This is a genomic window from Sphingobacterium alimentarium (assembly GCF_004342685.1).
Taxonomy (GTDB): Bacteria; Bacteroidota; Bacteroidia; order Sphingobacteriales; family Sphingobacteriaceae; genus Sphingobacterium; species Sphingobacterium alimentarium.
The window spans coordinates 45754-68177 of record NZ_SMBZ01000016.1 but is presented as its reverse complement, the minus strand read 5'-3'; the positions used below and the strand labels follow the sequence as shown (position 1 = coordinate 68177).

The following is a 22424-nucleotide window of genomic DNA, read 5'->3' as shown; positions in this document are numbered from 1 at the left end:
ACGTTATTCTAACAAACCGCCTTGGTACGGATCCGTATGCCGGGTGGTGTGAGAGGACAGATAGGGAAATAATCCCTATCTTCCTACTCGATTATAGTTTGAGGAAGGATAGAAATTTGTAATAATTGCGTCCAAATGTAAAGTGAAAAATTTTTCTTCTTCTAAAATTTATATTTTTGTTGCTTATGCTGAATTTTCTGAAGATCCTATTAGTTGTTCTTTTATTGCCATCTTTTTTACAGGCTAATGATTTGCGGATTACGAAATCTGATTCCATTGCTGTACAAATAGATTCAAGCGCTCATTCTCATTTTCAACGTAAATTTTGGAAACCTATTGTTTTAGCTCAAGCTGATAGTAGTGAAGTGGAACTGATGCCCACCCGCAAAAAGCATTTTTGGCGTGCAGGAGCTGAATGGTTTTTAGCACAGGCCTTTCCCGCCACATTCAATCGCTTCATCACGGTGGATCCCTATTCTTTTATTTCGTTTCAAAATTTCATTGATCATCAGCGTTTAAGTGCTTGGGATTGGGATGATAACCAATTTACGACCAATCAATTTGACCATCCCTATCATGGTCAATTATATTTCAATGCCTTTAGAAGTAATGGTTACAACTTTTACGAATCCAGTATAGCCACTGTCTTTGGGAGTTATATTTGGGAGACAGCAGGGGAGACGCAGCACCCATCTATTAATGATTTGGTGAATACGACTTTTGGAGGAATTATTTTGGGTGAAATGACACATCGGGTATCTCGTAATATTCTGTCAAGAAGTAAAAATGGCCACAATATAATCGGTAATGAAATTGTCGCTCTGCTAGTCAATCCAGTAAATAGTCTGAATCGCTTATTGGATGGTAAGTGGGGTAAGAAAATTGATGATTACTACGCGGTGGATTCGTCTCACATTAGTGCGGAGTTTGATATGGGCTTTAGACGTTTCGATGCCCGCGAAGGTGATTTTCTCGAAAAAGGCAAAAATTCCATTTATAGTAGATTACGTTTCCATTATAGCAATGGTGATCATAATTACAAACGTCCTTTCGACGAATTTCACGTAAATCTGGAGGTTGGTAGTGGCGATAGCACATTTATCAATGCGGTGAATGTACACGCACTGCTCAGTGGAGCGCAGTTCTTCAAATCCAAACGCGGGCAGCATTTTGGGACACTGAATGCGCATTATGATTTTTACAATAATGATGCATTTTTCTATGGAGCCCAGAGTTTGGTATACAATTGGAACTCTCAATTTACCTATAAAGATGAGAATCGATTAAATCTAAGTGTGGGCGCTGGAGCGGTGGTATTGGCTGCGGTACCAGATCCTTATTTGTTGTATGGCAATAGTCGGAATTATAATTATGGATCGGGGGCATCGTATAGATTCCGCGGCGAACTGAGTTTACTGAACCGATTTATGATCAATGGGGATTATAACGGAGGATATTTTCATACCATTAGCGGTAATGAATCCTATTATATTCTGCATGCGGCATCATTGGAAGTCAGTTTACGTCTATTCAACCGCTTTTCGCTGAATGTAGCATCAGGCTATTTCGCCTTGGAAGGCCATTTTGAAGATGAACAATATCAGGATTTCAATAGGGATTACCCTTTTGGGAGAATATCTTTAGGCTATAATATTCGGTTTTAGAATAAGAATAATTGAAGGGGAGGAGCTTATGCATATTGCATATGCTCCATGATTTTGCCAAATATCTGTATCTCCCTGACAACCTTAAATCCTATTCTTTCGTATAATCTCTTAGCGTTAGGATTATCCTTGTCTACCAGAAGTCCAATTATTTTTTGTTGGTGATGAACGTATTCATCAATTGCATATTGGAGCAATAGTTTACCCACACCTTTACCCTGTGCCGAAGAACTAACCGCGAGTGTGTCCAAATAAATCTCACCAGCTTGTGTTTCATCTTCTGCCCAATACTCCACCTTTCGGTCTGCTTTGATTTTTTCCCAAATAGGTTTTCTCAACCCATGCAGATCCGCACCATCATATAACGAGATTTGTCCCACAATCTGATCATTTTCTTCGGCTACAAAAATGTTTTGATAGGAATATTGATTGTCTTCTTGCGCTATGAAATAGGCTAAAAAGTCATTTGCTTTCTCTGAATTTTCCTCCGCAATAAACTGATAAGTAATCTCGAGCATCGCCAGATTCATCAATTCAGCAATTTGCTTAGCCTCCAATTTTTGAGCTGATCGGATTATCATAAGTGAGTGTATTAAAAAAGGTTAGCAAAATACTTTGCTAACCTTTTACATTCTAAAAATCAATAAAAATATTATTTTTCTAATTCTTGAAATTTATCGTAATCGATAGCTTCAGTATTAATTTTCACTGTAGTTTTTAAGTGATCGTATACTTTCAAAGCTTTCACTTCTTCGAACAAACGGTTTGCTTGGTCTCTATCTGATAACAACTGCATAGCGAATTGACTTAATTGCTCTTCAGTAGGCTCCTCATTGATGTTGTACATCTTGATTTGCGCATAGATGCGTTCTTTAGCCAAATCTACAACCTCATCGTATTTCACTTCCAAATTGTTAGCTGTTACGATACGGTTTTCGATGATAGTCCATTTCAAGTTGTTCAAGAAATCAGCAAAACCTTCTTCGATTTCCTCAGCAGACAAGTTCGGGTTTGTAGCCTTTAACCATCTTTTTAAGAATTCTTCAGGGAATTTTACATCAACTTTATCCATACCGAAAGTATACATATCGTTGCGTAATTTTTGAGCTGAATTTTGTTTGAACAAGTTTTCAACTTCTTCTTTTACTTTCGCATTGAATTGCTCTTCAGTCGTAACTTCATTTGCAGCGAATAATTTATCGAAGAATTCTTGGTTCAAATCAGCTTCTTCAAGACGATTGATGTTTTTAACAGTCAATTGGAAGTTTGTTACATCTAAGTTTTCAGCTTCTTCTTCTGTTACACCAAGGATACGCGCTAAATCAGCAACATTGAATGCTTTTTTAACATCGATTTTTACTGCGTCATCTTTTTTAAGACCTGCTAAAGATTTTTTAATCTTCGCATCTTCGATGATGTCCGTACGTACTGAAGTTGTTTTTTCAATACCTTCTTCTTTATCTTGTTTCAGTTCAGCATATAATACATCACCTTCTTCAGATACTTCAGGGTTTGTCATTTTGCCATAGCTACGACGCAAGTTTTTGATACGCTCCTCAAGAGTAGCTGCATCAGCTTTGATGTCATACTCCGTGAATTCAGAGTCAGCAGCAAAAGGAATTTCGAATTCTGGTGCTAAACCGATCTCGTAATTGAAGCTAAAAGTATCTTTGAAATCCCAGTTGTATTTTGCATCATCTTCATCAACAGGAAGAGGTTGACCCAATACTTCCAATTTTTGTTCTGTGATATATGCGGATATTTTTTCGTTTACTACGCGATTGATTTCGTCGAAAAGGATGGACTTACCAAATGTACGTCTAATATGACCTACTGGAACCATTCCAGGACGGAATCCAGGTAATTTTGCTTTTTTAGCTTGATCTTTAATCGCTTTGTCAACTGCCGGATTATAATCTTCTGGTGCTAAATCAACGGTAATTTTAGCGTTGATGTCGTCGATTTTCTGATGTGAAATATTCATACTTGTTAAGCGTTATTTTTCGCATTATAAAAAAAAATCCTCCCGATTCATTTTAGTTCGGGAGGATATCAAGTGCGGAAGAAGGGACTCGAACCCCCACGCCTCGCGGCGCCAGATCCTAAGTCTGGTGCGGCTACCAATTACGCCACTTCCGCAGTTAGGATTTTTTTATTGTGACACAAAGATAGAATCATTTTGCATACTTGTCAAGCCCTGACACGAAAAAAATCTATTTATTTTTTGTCCTTTTTTGTAAATCGTTAACAGCAAGACTATTAATTTTTCAGCTTTTGATGAAAAATATTTGGATGTTTAGGATTTATATTTAACTTTGGATATCAAAGTACTTTTATGAATCAAAAAGACTTAATAAATCAGATAGGGCAGATCCGCTCTTTAATGGAAAAATCCTCCAAATTTATGTCCATAAGTGGACTTTCGGGGGTATTGATTGGTAGCTATGCATTGATCGGAGCTGCTGTGGCCTATATTATGCTGTATGGATTTAATAGTCAATTTGGCTATCGAGATCATTATGTGAATAGGGAATCGATACCTGCGTTGCTATTTATTGCCTTTGCCGTATTGATCGTGTCGATCGGCACGGGTTATTATATGGCCCAGCAAAAAGCTAAAAAAGCAGGGCAGTCTATTTGGAATCCTACGAGTAAAGCTTTATTCCAAGCCATGGCAATACCCTTACTGACAGGAGGAGTATTGGCGCTTATTTTATTATACCAGCAAAACGTTGGGATGATTGCTTCCACATTACTGATTTTCTACGGTCTTTCATTGAGTGCTGCTTCCAGTTTTTCGTTTCGAGAATTGCGTTGGTTGGGTGTTTTGGATATTGTGTTAGGATTATTAGCTTTGTGCTTCCCCGGATATGGCATCTACTTTTGGGCTGCAGGGTTTGGAGTTTTACACATTATTTATGGTTTAATCGTTCATCAGCGTTACGAGAAGTGAGTTTAGATTTATCGTTATATGACAAAGTATTAGAGAATCGTGTGCGTTTGCAGATCATGAGCATTTTGGTCGCAAACGAACATTATGATTTCAATTCGCTGAAGGAATTGTTGGATGTGACTGACGGTAACTTAGCTTCGAACCTCAAAAGTTTGGAAAAGGAAGGCTATATCACTGTTGAGAAGTCATTTGTAGACCGTAAGCCCAATACTAAATATCGTAGAACAGAAAAAGGTAAAAAATCTTTTGAAAATCACTTAGCAGCATTAGAAAATTTAATCAAACAACAATACGGATAATTTTTTTATACTTTCACTTTGTAATTCAAAGTACTTTTAATTTATTTTTTATGGAGACAAATAATCAAAATCCTCACGAGCTGGCAGGCCAAGCCACTCCGCTATCCTGGTATGACCGCATGGTGAATTCATTTGTGCTAAAATTGGGCGTGATATTCATCTTGACTTTAATGACTTTAATTCCTTTATCTCTGGTGAATGATCTTATCGCTGAACGTAAAAACAGGGAAGAGCGGGTGACGAGGGATATATCTTCTAAATGGGGAAGTGCTCAGGTCGTATCCAGTCCTATACTTGCTTTACCTTATAAATTCATAGAGGAGTCAGTCAAAAAGGATGCGACCGGCAAAGATTTTATCGTACATACGCAGGTGGAGGATTGGGTATTTATATTACCCGAAATGGCGGACGCTAAGGTGGATGTCAATCCCGAATATCTGCAGCGTGGGATTTATCAGTCGGTAGTTTATAATTCGAAAATGCAGATTCGTGGGGCATTTGGAAAGATTAATTGGGATAATATCAACGTCAATCCGGAAGCTATAAATTGGTCGCAGGTTAAATTGATAGTAGGCGTATTGGACGTCAAGGGTCTGTCGGTGCCACCCAAAATAAACTTTGCCAATCAGGATTATGGCGTGCAGATAAATGGGCAACTATTTAATCTTTTCCCCAATAATATTATAGCGGACCTCAAATTGACCAAGGAAGAAGATCTAAACGCGCCTTACGCCATCTCGTACGAACTGAAAGGTTCGAAATCTTTTAACTTTTTACCTTTGGCTAATCAGAATAAACTGGATATAAAAGGGAATTGGGGACATCCTAGTTTCAATGGTGGTTATTTGCCCGATCATAGAGAGGTCCAAGATTCCGCTTTCAGTGCGGTATGGAATATTCCGAGCTTCGGCAGGAAATTAGCATCCTATTGGGTTGGGCAGCGAGAAATTTATCATTTTCAAAATGCAGATCTATCTGAAGAAACAATCGATTATATTCCCGAAGAGAGTGGAGCCTCAGGCACAGTCAGAAATCATATTGCTACGGATAGGGATATGGTGCAGGTCAATTTTCTGCCAGAAGTAAATAATTATCAAAAAACTACTCGTGTAGCCAAATATGGTATTTTAGTAATTATGCTGACTTTTGCCTCTTTATTTTTCACCGAAATTATCAAAAAACAACGTATTCATATAATACAGTACATTTTGATCGCTGCAGCGATGGTTCTATTTTATTCCTTGCTTTTGGCCATATCAGAACATTTAGGATTCAATTTGGCGTATTTCATAGCAGCATGCGCGACTACAGGACTCATTGCTTCTTTTATTCTGATGATCACCAAGCATAAAACTACTGCATTGCTATTTGCCGGTATTCTCAGCTTATTTTATCTTTTTATATATGTATTGATGCAATTAAGAGATTATTCGCTCATAGCAGGTACAATAGGCATTTTCATAATCTTAGCGGTACTGATGCGTGTATCGACAAAAGTGAACTGGAATCAATTTGAAAAAAAGTCATGAAATTAGGAATTGAAGGTGTCAAGATGTACGTAACGTACATCTTGATACTTATATGGAAGTAGTATTCAAAATCTTGGTATAAGCGGTTAAGTATGATAACATTTTATTCCCTTTTCCTTTTTTCTTATCTTGCATTTTAAAAATATTTGATGATGAATAGAGTTTCAATACTAACTGCTTTATTACTTATGGGTGCATCGGCGATGGCACAAAAAGTGCCAGAAAAAAATATCGAGAAGTCGGTATTGACAGATAAGATCAATAATTATTTGGACAAAAGACCGATGACTGCTGAGGATTTGTGGAAATTAGGTCGCGTATCTACGGAAGGATTAAGTGCGGATGGCAACACCGTAATATACGGCGTATCCAATTATTCTTTTGAGGAGAATAAATCGGAGAAAAATCTATACACAATCTCTGTCAAAGGAGGCGTAGCGCAAAATTTTACTACGGAGCCCGGAGGGGAATCTGTCGTAGAAGTAACTGCTAACAATGACGTCATCTATTTGTACAAAGGACAGCTTTGGACCAAAAACTTGAAAGGAGGAGCGGCTACGCAGTTAACGAATTATGAAGGCGGACTTTCGAATGTCAAGCTATCGCCTGACAAGAAACATATTCTTTTTAGCCAATCGGTCCTAATCACCAAAAATCATAGTAAAGATAAATACGCAGACTTACCCAAGTCCAATGTTTATATCTATGACAACTTGGATTATCGGCATTGGGATACAGACAATGATGGACGATTTAATCATCCTTTTGTAGCGACTTATGATAATGGAAAAATCGGGGAGGCTATAGATTTATTGGAAGGTCAGCCATTTTATAGTCCTACAGCACCATTTGGTGGGGCAGAGGATTTTGCCTGGTCACCGGACAGCAAATCCGTGTTGTATGTCTGTAAGAAAAAAGCGGGAACCGAATATGCAACGAGCACCAATACGGATATTTACCAATATGCATTAGGCACTAAGCAAACGAAAAATCTGACTGAAGGAATGATGGGTTATGATACGCATCCTACCTTCAATAAGCAGGGGAATAGATTGGCTTGGCTGAGTATGAAAACCGATGGTTACGAAGCGGACAAAAATGATATCATCCTTCAAGATATGGCCACAGGTCAGAAAGTAAACTTGACAGGACATTGGGATGAAACAGTGAATGCTTTCGTATGGAGCAACGATGGTAAGAAAATTTATTTTGTAGCTCCGACACGTGGAACAGTTCAGTTGTTTGCCATAGATGTGCCTGCAAATCTTCAAGTTCGCTCATTGCCAAATATTCAACAACTGAGTGAAGGACAGTTTGATATTTCGGGAATAGTGGGAGAAACTAAGGATGGTTTGGTCGTAACCTCTACCAAGATGACGCAAGCTGCCGAAATCTATGTTTATAACCTTAAATCAAAAAAACTAAATCCGATCACGACAGTAAATGATTCGAAATACGTACAGTTCAAAGAAACGAAGGTAGAAGGAAGATTTACTAAAGCGTCGGATGGAGAGGACTTGTTTTCGTGGGTTATTTATCCGCCGGATTTTGATCCTACAAAAAAATATCCTACCCTGTTGTTTTGTCAAGGAGGTCCGCAATCCGCTACCACACAAGGGTATTCTTTTAGATGGAATTTCCAGCTTATGGCTTCACAAGGTTATATTATCATTCTACCAAATAGACGTGGAATGCCAGGATGGGGCACAAAATGGAATGAAGATATTTCCAAAGATTGGGGTGGACAACCGATACGTGATTATTTGTCAGCAATAGATGACCTCAAAAAAGAGCCTTATATTGATCACGATAGAATAGGAGCGATTGGTGCGAGCTACGGCGGATATTCTGTGTTTATGTTGGCGGGCATGCATGAGGGACGTTTCAAGTCTTTCATATCGCACTGTGGATTATTCAATATGGAATCTTGGTATGGCACGACTGAAGAACTGTTTTTTGCGAATTACGATTTGGGAGGACCTTATTGGGACAAAGCCAATGCGAAAACTTATAAGGATTTTAATCCCATCAAACATATTGACAAGTGGAACACACCGATTTTAATTTTCCAAGGTGGTAAGGATTACCGTGTGCCTATCGGTCAGGGACAAGAAGCTTTTCAGGTTGCACAACTGAAAGGAATTAAAAGTCGTTTCGTGTTTTTACCAGAAGAAAATCATTGGGTATTATCTGGTCATAATGCGCAAGTGTGGCAACGTGAATTTTTTGGTTGGTTGAAGGAAACATTATAATTGTGACAACGTATCCTTTTGAACTTATACAATATCCAAATTCTATATTTGAACTTCAAAAGTCTGTTTGGAATGGAAATATATTTCTTCATAGAGATGAAGAAATATTAGAACCTTATGATGTTAAGAACAAACTTTATATTCTTCAAATGGAGAATGGTGATGAAGTGAATTTACAAATTAAGGAAAGTTTTCCTTCAGGAATATATTTAATGGTTAATGGAGTTCGACAAGATATTGTCTCATCTATTAAATGGTATAATTATTTGCTGTGTATAGTTCCTCTAAGCCTAATATTTATAGCGGGATTACTAGGTGCAGTAATAGGAGGGGGAGCAACGGGCCTAAATCTTTCCATTATGCAAAAAATGGATAAGGTAAATAAGCTAATAACATATGGTAAAGTAATCGCTGTTAATATAGCTGTTTATTTAGTATACCTATTTATAGCGTCCAGTATATAATTTTTAAATACTTATAAATAAAAAAGTCTGAAGCGGGGAACTTCAGACTTTTTTTAACTAACCAATTATTAACCTAAATTATGAATTACTAGTATAACGTCTATTTTTGTGCCAATTGTATAATCAAATGTTGTTTTAACAATTGTTTAACATTTCGGTGCTCTAGTTGATTTATTTTTTCTATTTGGAAGATTTAAGTTCAACATAAATTGTATTATAAACAAAATGTCTGAAGCGGGGAACTCCAGACATTTTAAACTAACCAATTATTAACCTAAATTATGAATTTACTACTATAACGGTCATCTATTTCATTTTGTTGTGTATGTTAACTGTTTTAACACTTGTTTAACATTTTCCCAACATTATGATGACATAATAACAAAAAAATAGCCTTGAATGAATGTTCAAGGCTATTTTTTTCTATTTCGTATCTTTCTTCCCGAAGATGGATATTTTTAAATATCTGCCCGGATTGGTTTTCAAATCCTGCATGAGTTCGTCGAGATTTTCGGAGGCGTTATTCAGATTATTGTATAGTTTATCGTCATTCACCAATAAACCTATAGAACCTTCTCCCTTGTTGATTTTGTCCGTAATAGCTTGTACATCTTTCATCGCTTTGTTGGCATTCTCTACAGTCGCTCTTATCTCTGTTTTGGACAGATCGGAGGATAGATTATCAAGGTTTGCCATGATTTGATTTATGCGGGAGCTGTTCTCCTTGAAATTATTGGTAATCGATTCCAGATTTTGCATGATCTTCGCCAAACGTATTCTTTCGGATCCCATTAGACCTTCCACATCCGTGGTGATTTTTTCTACATTTTTTAAGGAGATAGAGATACTACGTAAACTCGTCTTGAAATCCCGTTGAAACTCCTCATCCAAGGCCGTATTGACTGCGGATAAAACGGAGTCCAGTTTGACTACTAAATCTTCCACTTTCTTTTGTAGCGGCTCTACTTTTTGTAAAAGGTTGGCTTGTACATCCGATTGTAAAGGATCACCATCGCTGGCAAATGTCTTGCTATTCCCTATGTCAAATACGATAACTTTTCCGCCCAAAAATCCATCATTGGATATACGTGCAATGGTATTAGAAGGGATTTTATAGTCTTTTTTGATTTTAAATTCTGTTCGTATTTTTCCGTTGTCCATCAATGTCGTGTTGGATACTCGACCTATTTTGAATCCATTGACTAGTACAGGATTGGATACAGATAACCCATCGACATTATCATAGTCCGTATAAAACATATTTTCGGAACTGAAAACATCATTTCCTTTCAAAAAACTGTAACCAATAAATAATAATGCTAGGGCGATAGATGTTAATACGCCAACTTTAGTTTCGTTAGATAATTTCAATTTTACTACGTTTAGATTCTACCTGATATATGCATAACATCTTAAATATATAAAATGTTTATATATCCCCTGCATTTAGAATTTTTTTATAGCGTTAAATAAGCTATTAACTATTGCATCTTGACCTTTCGCAGACATTAAGTATTTTTCTTCTTCCGAATTACTGATAAAACCCACCTCCGTCAGTACAGCAGGCATGCCCGCAGTTTTCAACACGGCTAATGGTTGCTCTTTTATCCCTCGGTTGACACGACCTGCTTTAGCATATTCCGCCTGTATGAGTTTGGCCAAATGAATGCTGCGGTCTCTGTATTTTCTTTTTAGCACCTTGAAGACAATATAGGAGGAAGGATCTTTTGGGTCAAATCCCCCGTAGTTTTCCTCGTGATTTTCTTCCAATAATATGGAAGCATTTTCACGGATAGCTACATCTTGATTTCCCATGCTATTGTATCCCAATACCAATGTCTCTGTTCCCCTTGCCGAAGAGTTGGCTACTTTTTGAGTGACCCATTTACCTTGTTTATTTTTGACACGACGCGTGGTTGTGCCTCCGGCATTCAGGTGAATGGATATAAAGAGATCAGCATGGTGTTTGTTTGCTAATTGTGGGCGTTCGTAAAGATTGGGGTAAATATCTGTTTTACGTGTGTATATGACTTTTGTGTTGGGAAGTTCTTCTTCCAAACGCTTTCCAAGCTTTAAGGTAATTTTTAGAGCAATATCCTTTTCTTTGGAGCTTTTGCCTACGGCTCCTGGGTCGCGTCCTCCGTGCCCTGCATCCAACACGATTATCCGTTGTTTGGGGTTAGGAGTTGGGCTATCAATGGTGGTAAAGCTGCTAATTACGGTGAATAAACATAAACCGAATAAGAGATGACTTATCTTTATAATCCTATTTTTCGTGTATTCCTTATTTTTCAACATACTGATGTTTTTCACTTTGTTTTCGTATCTCTCTAATGAGAGATTAACGCTCTACGGCAGATTTATAATTTTTGATGGCGTCAAAAAGATTTTTTACAATCTCTGTTTGTCCCGCTTCAGATAGCATATAATCCTCTTCCGTCGGGCTGGAAATAAATCCAATCTCAGTCAATACAGCCGGCATACTAGCACGAGCCAATACCGCTAATCCTTGTTCTTTCACACCACGATTAGGTCTTTGGGAAGTGACATATTCATTTTGAATCAAGGAGGCCAAGCGAATACTACGGTCACGATACTGACGTTTCATGACTTTGAAGACAATGTACGATGAAGGATCTTTTGGATCAAAGCCCACTAAATCGGCATTATTCTCTTCATAATTGTCTTCCAATAACATGTCAGCATTCTCACGGATAGCCACATCTTGCTCATTCATGCGGTGAAAACCCAAAACCAATGTTTCTGTTCCAGTCACTTGCGGGTTTTTTCTGCGCTCCGAATTTGCGGAGTTAGCATGTATAGATATAAAGATGTCTGCGTGATTTTTGTTTGCGATCTCCGAACGTGTGCGAAATGGTACATCCACATCTGTATTTCGGGTTAAGATAACGCTGATGGCCAATTTATCTTCAAGTTCTTTTTTTAATTTTTGGGATACTTCAAGCACGATCTCTTTTTCTTTGGAGCGCCTTCCGACAGCACCAAATTTGTCACCTCCATGACCTGGGTCAATGACTACCGTGAAAGTTTTTTTAGGAGGATTGGAGTTCGTAGAAGGGTTAGTCTGAAACGAGGATGTCGTTGTAATAAGAATAATGGCTAATACGTGGAAGCTTATATATTTAACACTATTTATAAATTTCATCTTTATAATTTTGACATTTTTGTATGGTGAATCAAAAATTGTTCAGTGACAAAGATAAAGCATAATATTTTAATCAAAAAAATATGACCTTTATCTATTTCTTTTTTGACTATTTTTGACCTTAATAGTTTATTTTTGCGCTAAATTAATTATAAGATTTTCGATTTGAAGACGGTAACAAGTTTTTTATGTGTAATGGTATTCCTTTTCCTAGGAATAAGTGTTGGTAATTCACAGGTTATTCGTCCTCAATCTTCGAATATAACCGTACCCGATACGAGTCGCGCAGCAGCAGATACTTCCAAAAATCATCTTAAAGTGACCAATGGTCAGGACACTGTCGTCATGAAAGGCGAGAGTGGATTAGAAACTGTAGTTACTATCGTAGCCAATGACTCTTCGTGGAATGAAGTAAACAAAAATATAATTCACCTATATAGCGGTGCGAAGGTCAAGTACCAGGATTTTGAACTTTCGGCAGACTATATCCGACTGGACCGTAATACGAATATGCTTTATGCCAGTGGGGTGACAGATCACACCGGTAAATATGTCGGTCGACCTGTCGTACTATTTCCGAATGAAACACCCAAAGCGGTCGATTCGCTATTGTATAATTACAAAACCCAAGAAGGTAAGACGTTTGGGATCATGACCGAAGAAGACGGTGGATATATTCAGGCGCGTGTGCTGCGCAAAAATTTGTATGATGAAATGTCCATACAAAATGCAATGTACAGTACCTGTGATTTGCCTTTTCCGCATACGCACTTTGGAATTGCTATTCCCAAAGGATTAATTACCTCAAAGCAAGTCATTGCTTCGTGGCCACATTTGGTCGTGCAGGGTATTCCTTTTAAGTTTATAACCGTTCCATTTGGCTTCTTTCCGAAGACCAATAAAAAGCAATCGGGCTTTTTATTTCCTTCATTTGGTGATGATGTCACTCGTGGTTTTGGTTTACGGGATTTTGGTTGGTATTTGACATTCAATGATTATTGGGATTCGGAGCTACGAGGTTCCTTTTACTCCAAAGGAGCATGGGAATCATCTATCCGTACAAATTATCTTGTCAATTACAAGTATAGTGGTGGTTTTAATATCCGTTTCGCCTCGACACCAACGGGTGTAGAGGGCTCTGATAATTATAAAAGAGCAAAAGATTTTAACGTCACTTGGACGCATACACAACGTCAAGAGGCTAATCCGGGAACATCCTTCTCAGCTTCGGTGAATTTTGGTACTTCCTCTTATTTCCAAAATTCGGGAGCAGGAAGTACCTACAACTATCAAGAGTTGACGCGTAACAATATGTCCTCTTCCATCAGTTATGGTAAAGTATTTGCCGATGGCAAGGTGAACTTCACATCGAGTGCCACGCACCGTCAGGATATGAGCACTGGAAAAGTTGATATCGAGTTGCCAACATTTTCTCTCAACGTTTCAACTTTCAATCCTTTCGATTCGAAAGATCGTGTAGGTGAGCAAAAATGGTATCAGCGCATTACGGTAGGTTACAGTTTACAAGGTAGAAACTCCCTATCTACGGGCGACTCCACTATATTTTCAAAACAGACGCTTCAGCAGTTTACTAATGGATTCCAACATAATATTCCTGTAAGTTTAAGCTTGAATGCTTTTAAGTATTTCCAATTTAATACTTCGGTAAACTATACAGAGCGTTGGTATTTGCAAAGTATCCGTAGGTATCGTGCTAATGAAATAAATGGATATATCAATGCCCGCGATACTGTACCGGGTTTCCGCCGGGCTTATGATTATGGTGTATCCAGTGGATTGTCCACCAAGATATACGGAATGTATCCGAAGATTGGTAAAATAGAAGCTATCCGTCATGTGGTAACACCGTCTATCAATTTTAATTACAGACCCGATTTTGCTGATTCACGCTACGGATACTACCGAGATTGGATAGATGAGAAAGGTAGACTTTCCAATTACTCTATTTTCGAAGGCGCAATTTTTGGAGGACCTTCTTCAGGTAAATCTATGGGAATTGGTTTCTCCGTCGATAATAATATCGAGGCTAAGGTTCGCAATAAAGGTGATTCCACGGACAATAGTGCATTTAAGAAAATTCCTATTCTGCAAGGTTTAACTTTTAGTGGGGACTATAATTTCGCAGCGGATTCACTCAAATTGTCCATTATTTCCTTTTCGGGACGTACAAGTTTATTCGACAAAAAGATCAATTTAAACTTTAATGGTACGTTGGATCCTTATCAACTTGATAACCAAGGTCAACCTATAAATAAATTTGCTATTGAGAACGGTAAGTTAGCACGCTTGACACAATTTGGGGTTTCTTTTGATTATAGCTTTAATCCAGATGCATCACGTAGTCGGAGCAATAATATTGATTCGATGAAAAATCAGATGCCAAATATGACCCAAGAACAAGCGCAGGCACTTTCACGCATCAGTAGAGATCCTAATGCGTTTGTGGATTTCAATATTCCATGGAATTTGGCAGGATCTTTCAGTTTGCAATATTTCAATCGGTGGGATTCGCAGGTTCGTCGTGAGCGCAGTGATTATACAGCGACAGTCAATGTACATGGGGATATAAATGTCACTCCAAAGTGGAAAATTCAATTTAATTCGGGGTATGATATCAAGCAGCGCGAAATTGCAATGACGAATTTTTCTATTTATCGTGATTTACACTGTTGGGATATGTCCGTGGGATGGGTTCCTTTTGGTCGCTATCAATCCTACAATATTACAATTCGAGCTAAGGCATCCGTACTACAAGATTTGAAATTAACAAAACGTAATAGCCATTATTCTTATTAGAATATTTTTGGTAACTATGTGTTATGAATGCTGAAATCATAACCATAGGTGACGAAATACTCTTAGGCCAAATTGTCGATAGTAATTCGGCTTGGATAGGTCAACAACTGAATTTGTTGAATATTCGTGTTCGACAAATCACTTCTATTGCAGACAAAGCGCAAGATATTACGCAGAGTCTTTCCCTCGCGTCATCCCGTGCTGAATTAATTATAGTAACAGGTGGGCTGGGACCGACCAAAGATGATGTCACTCGACAGACGATTTCCACATATTTTAATAAACCATTGGTTCGTGATGCTGCGGTATTGAAGCATGTGGAGACCTTATTTAAAAGGTTTGCTCCCGACCGCATGATGCCCGAAATAAATAAAGCTCAAGCTGATGTATTGGATGGCTGTGAGGTGCTTTTCAATGATGTGGGTACAGCACCGGGTATGTGGATAGAGCATCAGCAGATCAAATATGTCTTTTTGCCGGGGGTACCTTTCGAAATGAAATTTTTGACAACGAATCGTATACTTCCAAAACTTAGGGATGGGCAACGGGAGGCAGTAGCCCATAGGCATATTATCACCATAGGACTAGGCGAATCTTTCCTAGCGCGCGAAATTACCGATATAGAAGAAAGCCTTCCTGAGTCTATCAAATTAGCATATCTGCCAAAATTAGGGTTGGTGCGGCTTCGTCTGACACAAATCGGAGAGTCAGAAAGCAGCATCGATTACTTCCATAATCTGCTGGTAGAACGCTTAGGCCGTCATGTGGTTAGTACCTCGGACATCTCTTTAGAGCAGGCTATCGTGGAATCCTTTACCCAAAAGGGATTAAAATTAGCGACTGCAGAAAGCTGTACCGGAGGCGGTATTGCAAGTAGTATTACGTCGGTTCCGGGTGCCAGTTGCATTTTTGATTGTGGCATAGTTGCCTATCATAATACTATCAAACAAAATCTTCTCGGCGTAGACCCAAAGGTGCTGGACCAATATGGCGCAGTAAGTGAACAGACGGTAATTCAGATGGCAGAGGGTGTCAAGAAATTGTCTCATGCGGATTATGCGATTGCGAGCAGTGGTATTGCAGGTCCCGGTGGTGGAACTCCCGAAAAGCCTGTAGGAACGGTATGGATAGCTGTAAGCGGCAAAAACAAAACTATTTCGCGACTTTTTAATTTTCAAAATAGCCGGGAGATTAATATTGAGCGTAGTATAGCTCAGGCATTGGCTATGTTATGGAATTTGTATATTGAAGAATTAGACAATTAAAAATATACTTCTGGAAAAATGGTAAAACAAAATATTATATTTGGTTTTTAGGGATTGTATTCCTAATTATTTAATTTAGTAACATCAAAAAACGAAATTAATATGTCAATATATAAGTTGGTTCTTCCTAAAATGGGTGAGAGTGTATCGGAAGCGACTATTACCAAATGGGTAAAATCTATCGGTGAGTCTATCGGAGAAGATGATACTATTGCAGAAATCGCTACAGATAAAGTCGATTCGGAAGTGCCATCTCCAGTCCAAGGCGTGTTGAAAGAATTTCTTTTTGAAGAAGGATCGGTTGCGCAAGTGGGCGATGTGATTGCATTGATTGAGATTGAAAGAGAAGGTGAGAACACAGCTCCCACAGCCGCTGTGGAGGAGGTATCTTCTACACATCAAGAAGAAGCAGAACCGACAGTGCATGAAATAACTATTCCCGGAATGGACGAACTCAATCATATGGAAGAGCGTGAATCCGTGGCAGCACTTTCAGAAGGACGTTTCTATTCACCATTGGTACGTAGCATAGCGCAGCAAGAGCAAGTTTCGCAAGCGGAGCTGGACCTGATAGTGGGTTCGGGAGCCGACGGAAGAGTGACCAAACAAGATGTATTGGACTATATTGCTTCGCGCGGTACGACTACTGTTTCTAAACCAACGGCGACAGTTTCTACTCCTCAATCAACAGTTGCAAAACCACAACCGGCAAGCGTACCTGCTGCTCCAGCTCAAGTCGTAAAAAGCATGAATGGAGATGAAATCGTAGAGATGGATCGTATGCGCCGTCTTATTGCGGATCATATGGTGCAAAGTATCCACACCTCACCTCACGTATTTTCTGTTGTAGAAGCTGATGTGACGAATTTGGTGAACTGGAGAAATAAAATTAAAGATTCTTACAAAAAACGCGAAGGGGAGAATATTACTTTCACTCCGCTAATCATAGAGGCGATAAGTAAAGCGCTAAAAGATTTTCCAATGATAAACGTGTCAGTCGATGGATACAATATCATCAAGCGTAAGCACATTAACATCGGAATGGCAGCAGCATTGCCTTCGGGCAACCTAATCGTGCCAGTTATCAAGGATGCAGATCAGCTAAGTCTGGTGGGCATAAGTAAAGCCGTGAACGACTTAGCAAATCGTGCTCGTGCCAATAAGTTGCAACCTGATGATACGCAGGGTGGTACTTTTACATTTACCAATATTGGAGCTTTCGGAAATATTTTCGGTATGCCTATTATTAATCAACCGCAGGCAGCAATTCTGGCGGTAGGATCTATTACCAAGAAGCCAGCAGTGCTCGAGACTGAAGATGGAGATGTTATTGCCATTCGACATATGATGTATTTAACGATGTCCTATGATCACCGTGTGATAGATGGCGCCTTGGGCGGTACTTTTTTAAGACGTGTGGGTGATTATCTTGAAAATTGGGATAAAGACCGTATTATTTAGTATATTATACAGAAGTTCAATAAATTTTCGTTCGGACCGTCAATTTGAGGTGGGAAAGTAGGGCAGAATAATCGAACGTTCTGTATGACTTATTTCTTTTCAGATTGACGGTTTTTTATTGTGTACGTTGTTGATTAGCTACCTAATAGAAGAATAAGAATGCATTTAGAACAATTTAAGCCATTTTTTGATTTTGTTATCAATTGGTATTGGGTACCTCTTTTGATTCTTTATGCAGGCATAATTAGTGCGATACTCATTGAAAATCGCAATCCGACCAAGACTGTAGCATGGATTCTAGTCATTGTTTTCTTGCCTTTTGTGGGGATTATATTATACTATTTTTTCGGACAGAAATTTGTTAAAGTCAAAAAACTAAAACGCCTCAATCGACAGCAAGCCTTACGTCTTGAACAGAAATGGAAAGAACTTGATCCTATTATTGAATCCTTCATTCGCGATATAAAAGATGACATTGGCGGTTTATCGAAGGTCTTCCGTTTAATGAAAAAAGAGCGGCTTTCTTCGCCCACGTTAAATAATGACGTCGAATTACTCATTAATGGGGAAGTAAAATTTCGCTATCTCCTTGAAGATCTTGCGCAGGCTAAGCACTCTATCCATATGGAATATTACATTTTCGAAATGGATAATATTGGAACGAAGATATTAAACCTACTCGAAGAGAAAGCGGCAGGAGGAGTAGTGGTAAGACTGATAGTGGACAGTTTTGGTTCTCCCAATTTAGTGAAATATATGCGCAGGCAGAAGGAGAGCAAAATCGATTTTCATGCTTTTCTACCCGTGACATTTACTTCGCTAGCCAATTCAAATTACCGAAACCATCGCAAAGTTTGTGTCATCGATGGAAGGGTGGGCTATGTCGGCGGAATTAATATTTCGGATCGATACGTCAATGATTCGCAATCGGAACAAAAGTTATACTGGAGAGATACATCAGTTCGTGTCAAAGGTTTAGCTATTAATCTTCTGCAGGTTTCCTTCTGGAATTCTTGGAATCAAACCGATGGGAAATCCTTTTATCTGGAGGACGGGTATTTGCAAGCCTTGCAAGATAATAAAGAAGTGAAAGGCGATGCGAGTGTTGGATTTATTTCCAGTGATCCAGCATCCCTAGGGCCTTATAATATGGAAGCATTGCTCATTGCTATCGGAGAGGCCAATCACAAAATACAGTTGTGCACTCCGTATTATATCCCGGGTGAAGAATTGGAGCGTGCCTTGATAATTGCGGCATCCTCCGGTGTCGAGGTCGAATTAATGGTTCCGAAAGCTTCGGATTCTATATTGGTGCATCATGCATCTTATTCTTTTCTCAAGCCTTTATTAGAAAGAGGTGTCAAAGTATATTTATACAAAAAAGGATTTTTACACGCCAAGACTGCAGTTTTTGACGAGAAGTTATCTTTTATAGGCACAGTAAATCTGGACATACGCAGTTTTTATATCAACTACGAAATAGCTACGGTAATTTCCGATCCCATATTGTCCCGAAATCTATCCCAACAGTTTGAAATAGACAAAGAAGAATCCGAATTGCTGACGCTTAGAGCATGGAAAAAACGTCCGCGGTGGCAACGGGCTGCTGATTCGGCTTGTAGACTCCTGGCTCCACTACTCTAAAAAGTGTTAAATAAGGTCAGATATTCATATCTATTTGTCTTCTAATTACAAAAATTTGTATTTTTAGCTAAATACCGTACATAGATGAAAAAAATAGCTATTTTATTTTCCGTATACTTTTTAATTTTCTTCCAATCCAATTACCTTGCCGCACAAGAGATACCTCGTATTCCTATTAATACGGTGGTCGAACGTATTCAAAAATACTTAGGCGTATATCCCGTAGAAAAGGTCCATTTACATTTTGACAAACCCTATTATGCGGTTGGGGATACACTTTGGTTTAAAACCTATTTGTACACCAATCAATTGGAATATGAACCCAGCAAAATTGCCTATGTAGATATTATTAATGGTCGTGATTCCTTAATTCAGACATTACGTATTCCTTTGAAAAACCACGGGGGTGAGGGATATTTTGTATTGGATCCGCAATTTATCAAACAAGACAATTATCGTTTCAGAGCCTATACGAAGTGGATGATGAACTTCAGTATGGATTATTTCTACAATAAAGTAGTGACGGTAGGAGATGCGATTAATAAGAAATTGGCTTCCGAAGTGACCTATATCAATGAGGGAAATAAAACCAAAGCAAACATACAGTTTAGGGATGCAAAGGGTACATTGTTGAGCCGTAGGAAATTGACTTGGGAAACTATCGATGGGTGGGATCCTTTCGATAAAGGAAAGGGAGAAACTGATGATATGGGACGGGCTAATATTACATTTTCTGCTAAAGAAAGAGAACTGTACAAGAATGGACGCCTTATCGTAAAACTCGAAGGAGAAACAGCGATGGTAGGTGACTTCCCATTAAAAAATGCCCTGACAAGCTACGATGTGCAGTTTTTCCCAGAAGGAGGTGAACTTTTGGCAGATGTTAAGAAACCCATAGCTTTCAAAGCCATAGATTCGCAAGGAAAAGGCGTGCAACTAAAAGGGAAAATTATTAATTCAAAAAAGGCAACTATCGCGGAATTTGAAGATTTTGGATTGGGCATGGGATATGTTGATTTTACACCTGCCGAAGGAGAAAAATATAAAGCCGTAGTAACTATAAATGGGCAAGAATTGACCTACGATCTGCCGGAAGTAAAAAAGGACGGATTAAGTCTTAGCTTGAAAATGATTGACGCTCAAGCCGTGCAGATGGAAATTCTTACCAATGAGGCATATCTGAGCCAAGTACAGAATCAACCTTACTATATTTTTGGACAGATGAACGGACATTTGATTTATGGAGCGCAGGTGACTATAAAAAATGCTACCTCATCCATTAATATCCCGATCAAAGATCTACCTAATGGTATTATGCAATTCACATTGATGACCTCACAAGGAAAGGCTGTCAGCGAAAGGTTGATTTTCCACGATTTTGCGGAGAATTTAAAAATCCAAGTCAGCACCGATAAGGCAAACTACCGAAAAAAGGACAAAGTTATTCTGGATTTGGCGAATATGACGAGCGAAAAAGCAGCAGCTAACTTGTCTATTTCTGTGATTGATGAGACAAAAACACCATTTGATGACCATCAAGAAAATACTATATTAAGTAACTTGTTGTTGACATCCGATTTGACAGGATATATTGAAAAACCTAACTTTTATTTTGATGAGAAGGTCAGCAATCGCAAAGAAGCACTCAATGCGCTGTTGTTGACACAAGGATTTAGAAGATTTTCGTATGATGATCTATTAGCAGAAAAATATCCAGCAGTCAATTTTATGCCTGAACAGGGTATTACATTATCGGGAACGATGCGCCTGAATACAGGACGTGTTTATCCGAATGGAGGACTTTTGCTGTCAATTCCCGCACGGGCGTATCGCAAAGACACGTACACCGATAATAATGGGCGTTTTGCATTTGAAAATTTAAATTTCCCGGATTCGGTAAAAGTGACAATCAATGCACGTAGCAATGAGAATTACCGCAATATCATAATCAATATGGATCAATCGTTTTATGCTTCTGTAGATCCAAATAATCCTTACAAGGCTAACGAAATCCTCAATATTGATAAGGAGATGTCGAGCTACCTTGCGAATAGTAAGAATGAATTTAGGACTTCGATATTGATTGATGAAGTCACTGTAACAGCCTCGCGTAAAGAAAACAGAACCAGTAAGGAATTCTCCGCTTTATCGGGATTGTCCATGGCGGATCATCGCATTGAGGGCGAACGATTGAATGGTTGTAATGTGTTGACGATGTGTCTAAATACGATGCTCACAGGAGTAACTTATGATGTCAATACGTTAAAATATTATTTGACCCGCAGTTATAATCAAGGGAGTAGAGTTCCGGTTCAGTTTTTCTTAAATGGTATGCCTATTGATGAGAATACACTTAATTCTATCAATCCGATGGAAATCGAAGCCATTGAGATTTTTAACCGTGATGATTTGGGAACAGTAAGCCGCCTTTACCAAAACGACGGGGTCGTTTCCATTATCACCAAGAAAGAAAAACCAAAAGGTCCGCGAATGACTTTAGCGCAGATTGAGGCTATGCTTCCAAAATCAAATGTGATTGATCTGTTCCCATTGGGCTATATTAAGGAGCGTAAATTCTATTCTCCGCAATATGTAACGGATCAGCAAAAAGCAGTAAATGATTACCGTACTACCGTGTACTGGAATCCAACTGTTGAGCTTGATGAAACAGGTAAGACAACCCTGGATTTCTATAATGCGGATGGAAATGGTAAGTACAAAGTCGTCGTAGAGGGAAGAGATAGTGTAGGCCGAATTGGACGCACAGTTTTCCATTACAATGTCAACTAAAATCCTTGTTCAACGAAGCGTATTTTAGCAATTGTTGTGTGGTATTGTAAATACCGATAGATAACAAAAAATGTCTGCATGAAGCAGACATTTTTTGTTAAGTGTTATGGTAGATGATTA

The 22424-nt window shown here is 38.6% G+C and carries 16 protein-coding genes and 1 tRNA gene; 11 read left to right on the top strand and 6 right to left on the bottom strand.

The window, feature by feature from the left end:
* The first annotated feature begins 185 nt into the window (after positions 1 to 185).
* Positions 186 to 1664, top strand: a complete 1479-nt coding sequence (locus EDC17_RS07685; RefSeq protein ID WP_132777509.1) for a DUF3943 domain-containing protein — start codon at positions 186 to 188, stop codon at positions 1662 to 1664.
* A 26-nt stretch (positions 1665 to 1690) separates the two neighbouring features.
* On the opposite strand, the gene EDC17_RS07680 is transcribed toward EDC17_RS07685, so the two are convergent.
* The 3 genes from EDC17_RS07680 to EDC17_RS07670 all read right to left on the bottom strand — a co-directional run bounded on the left by EDC17_RS07680 (position 1691) and on the right by EDC17_RS07670 (position 3803).
* On the bottom strand, positions 1691 to 2245 hold the full coding sequence (locus EDC17_RS07680) for a GNAT family N-acetyltransferase (protein ID WP_132777508.1): 555 nt from the start codon (positions 2243 to 2245) through the stop codon (positions 1691 to 1693).
* 71 nt (positions 2246 to 2316) lie between these two features.
* The gene (locus tag EDC17_RS07675) at positions 2317 to 3648 is read right to left on the bottom strand and encodes a trigger factor (protein WP_132777507.1); all 1332 of its coding nucleotides are present in this window, start codon (positions 3646 to 3648) and stop codon (positions 2317 to 2319) included.
* A gap of 73 nt (positions 3649 to 3721) precedes the next feature.
* Positions 3722 to 3803 (bottom strand) — tRNA-Leu (locus EDC17_RS07670).
* A 196-nt stretch (positions 3804 to 3999) separates the two neighbouring features.
* Between EDC17_RS07670 and EDC17_RS07665 the strand changes: the two genes are divergently transcribed.
* The 5 genes from EDC17_RS07665 (at position 4000) to EDC17_RS07645 (ending at position 9161) form a co-directional block, all read left to right on the top strand.
* Entirely contained in the window at positions 4000 to 4617 is a 618-nt protein-coding gene (locus tag EDC17_RS07665) for a hypothetical protein (RefSeq protein ID WP_132777506.1), read from the top strand.
* A complete protein-coding gene (locus EDC17_RS07660) occupies positions 4614 to 4916 on the top strand; it encodes a winged helix-turn-helix domain-containing protein (protein ID WP_132777505.1) in 303 nt (100 codons plus the stop codon). Before EDC17_RS07665 ends, EDC17_RS07660 begins: the two co-directional genes overlap by 4 nt.
* Before the next feature lie 50 nt (positions 4917 to 4966).
* Positions 4967 to 6445, top strand: a complete 1479-nt coding sequence (creD, locus tag EDC17_RS07655) for a cell envelope integrity protein CreD (protein ID WP_132777504.1) — start codon at positions 4967 to 4969, stop codon at positions 6443 to 6445.
* A 149-nt stretch (positions 6446 to 6594) separates the two neighbouring features.
* Positions 6595 to 8697, top strand: coding sequence for a S9 family peptidase (locus EDC17_RS07650; protein WP_243646078.1), 2103 nt, complete (start codon positions 6595 to 6597; stop codon positions 8695 to 8697).
* A 2-nt stretch (positions 8698 to 8699) separates the two neighbouring features.
* On the top strand, positions 8700 to 9161 hold the full coding sequence (locus EDC17_RS07645; protein ID WP_132777503.1) for a hypothetical protein: 462 nt from the start codon (positions 8700 to 8702) through the stop codon (positions 9159 to 9161).
* Positions 9162 to 9584: 423 nt separating this feature from the next.
* On the opposite strand, the gene EDC17_RS07640 is transcribed toward EDC17_RS07645, so the two are convergent.
* The 3 genes from EDC17_RS07640 to EDC17_RS07630 all read right to left on the bottom strand — a co-directional run bounded on the left by EDC17_RS07640 (position 9585) and on the right by EDC17_RS07630 (position 12327).
* A complete protein-coding gene (locus EDC17_RS07640; RefSeq protein WP_132777502.1) occupies positions 9585 to 10532 on the bottom strand; it encodes an MlaD family protein in 948 nt (315 codons plus the stop codon).
* Positions 10533 to 10607: 75 nt separating this feature from the next.
* On the bottom strand, positions 10608 to 11474 hold the full coding sequence (locus EDC17_RS07635; protein WP_243646077.1) for an N-acetylmuramoyl-L-alanine amidase family protein: 867 nt from the start codon (positions 11472 to 11474) through the stop codon (positions 10608 to 10610).
* A gap of 28 nt (positions 11475 to 11502) precedes the next feature.
* Complete coding sequence (locus EDC17_RS07630) at positions 11503 to 12327, bottom strand: N-acetylmuramoyl-L-alanine amidase family protein (RefSeq protein ID WP_132777500.1); 825 nt, start codon at positions 12325 to 12327, stop codon at positions 11503 to 11505.
* A 195-nt stretch (positions 12328 to 12522) separates the two neighbouring features.
* Here EDC17_RS07630 and EDC17_RS07625 point away from each other — a divergent pair, with 195 nt between their 5' ends.
* The 5 genes from EDC17_RS07625 (at position 12523) to EDC17_RS07605 (ending at position 22304) form a co-directional block, all read left to right on the top strand.
* Positions 12523 to 15144, top strand: coding sequence for a putative LPS assembly protein LptD (locus EDC17_RS07625; RefSeq protein ID WP_132777499.1), 2622 nt, complete (start codon positions 12523 to 12525; stop codon positions 15142 to 15144).
* A gap of 23 nt (positions 15145 to 15167) precedes the next feature.
* Positions 15168 to 16409, top strand: coding sequence for a competence/damage-inducible protein A (locus EDC17_RS07620; RefSeq protein WP_132777498.1), 1242 nt, complete (start codon positions 15168 to 15170; stop codon positions 16407 to 16409).
* A gap of 102 nt (positions 16410 to 16511) precedes the next feature.
* Positions 16512 to 17870, top strand: coding sequence for a dihydrolipoamide acetyltransferase family protein (locus tag EDC17_RS07615; RefSeq protein WP_132777497.1), 1359 nt, complete (start codon positions 16512 to 16514; stop codon positions 17868 to 17870).
* Between the two features lie 159 nt (positions 17871 to 18029).
* Complete coding sequence (cls, locus tag EDC17_RS07610) at positions 18030 to 19514, top strand: cardiolipin synthase (protein ID WP_132777496.1); 1485 nt, start codon at positions 18030 to 18032, stop codon at positions 19512 to 19514.
* Between the two features lie 84 nt (positions 19515 to 19598).
* On the top strand, positions 19599 to 22304 hold the full coding sequence (locus EDC17_RS07605; RefSeq protein ID WP_132777495.1) for a carboxypeptidase regulatory-like domain-containing protein: 2706 nt from the start codon (positions 19599 to 19601) through the stop codon (positions 22302 to 22304).
* Positions 22305 to 22424 lie beyond the last annotated feature (120 nt).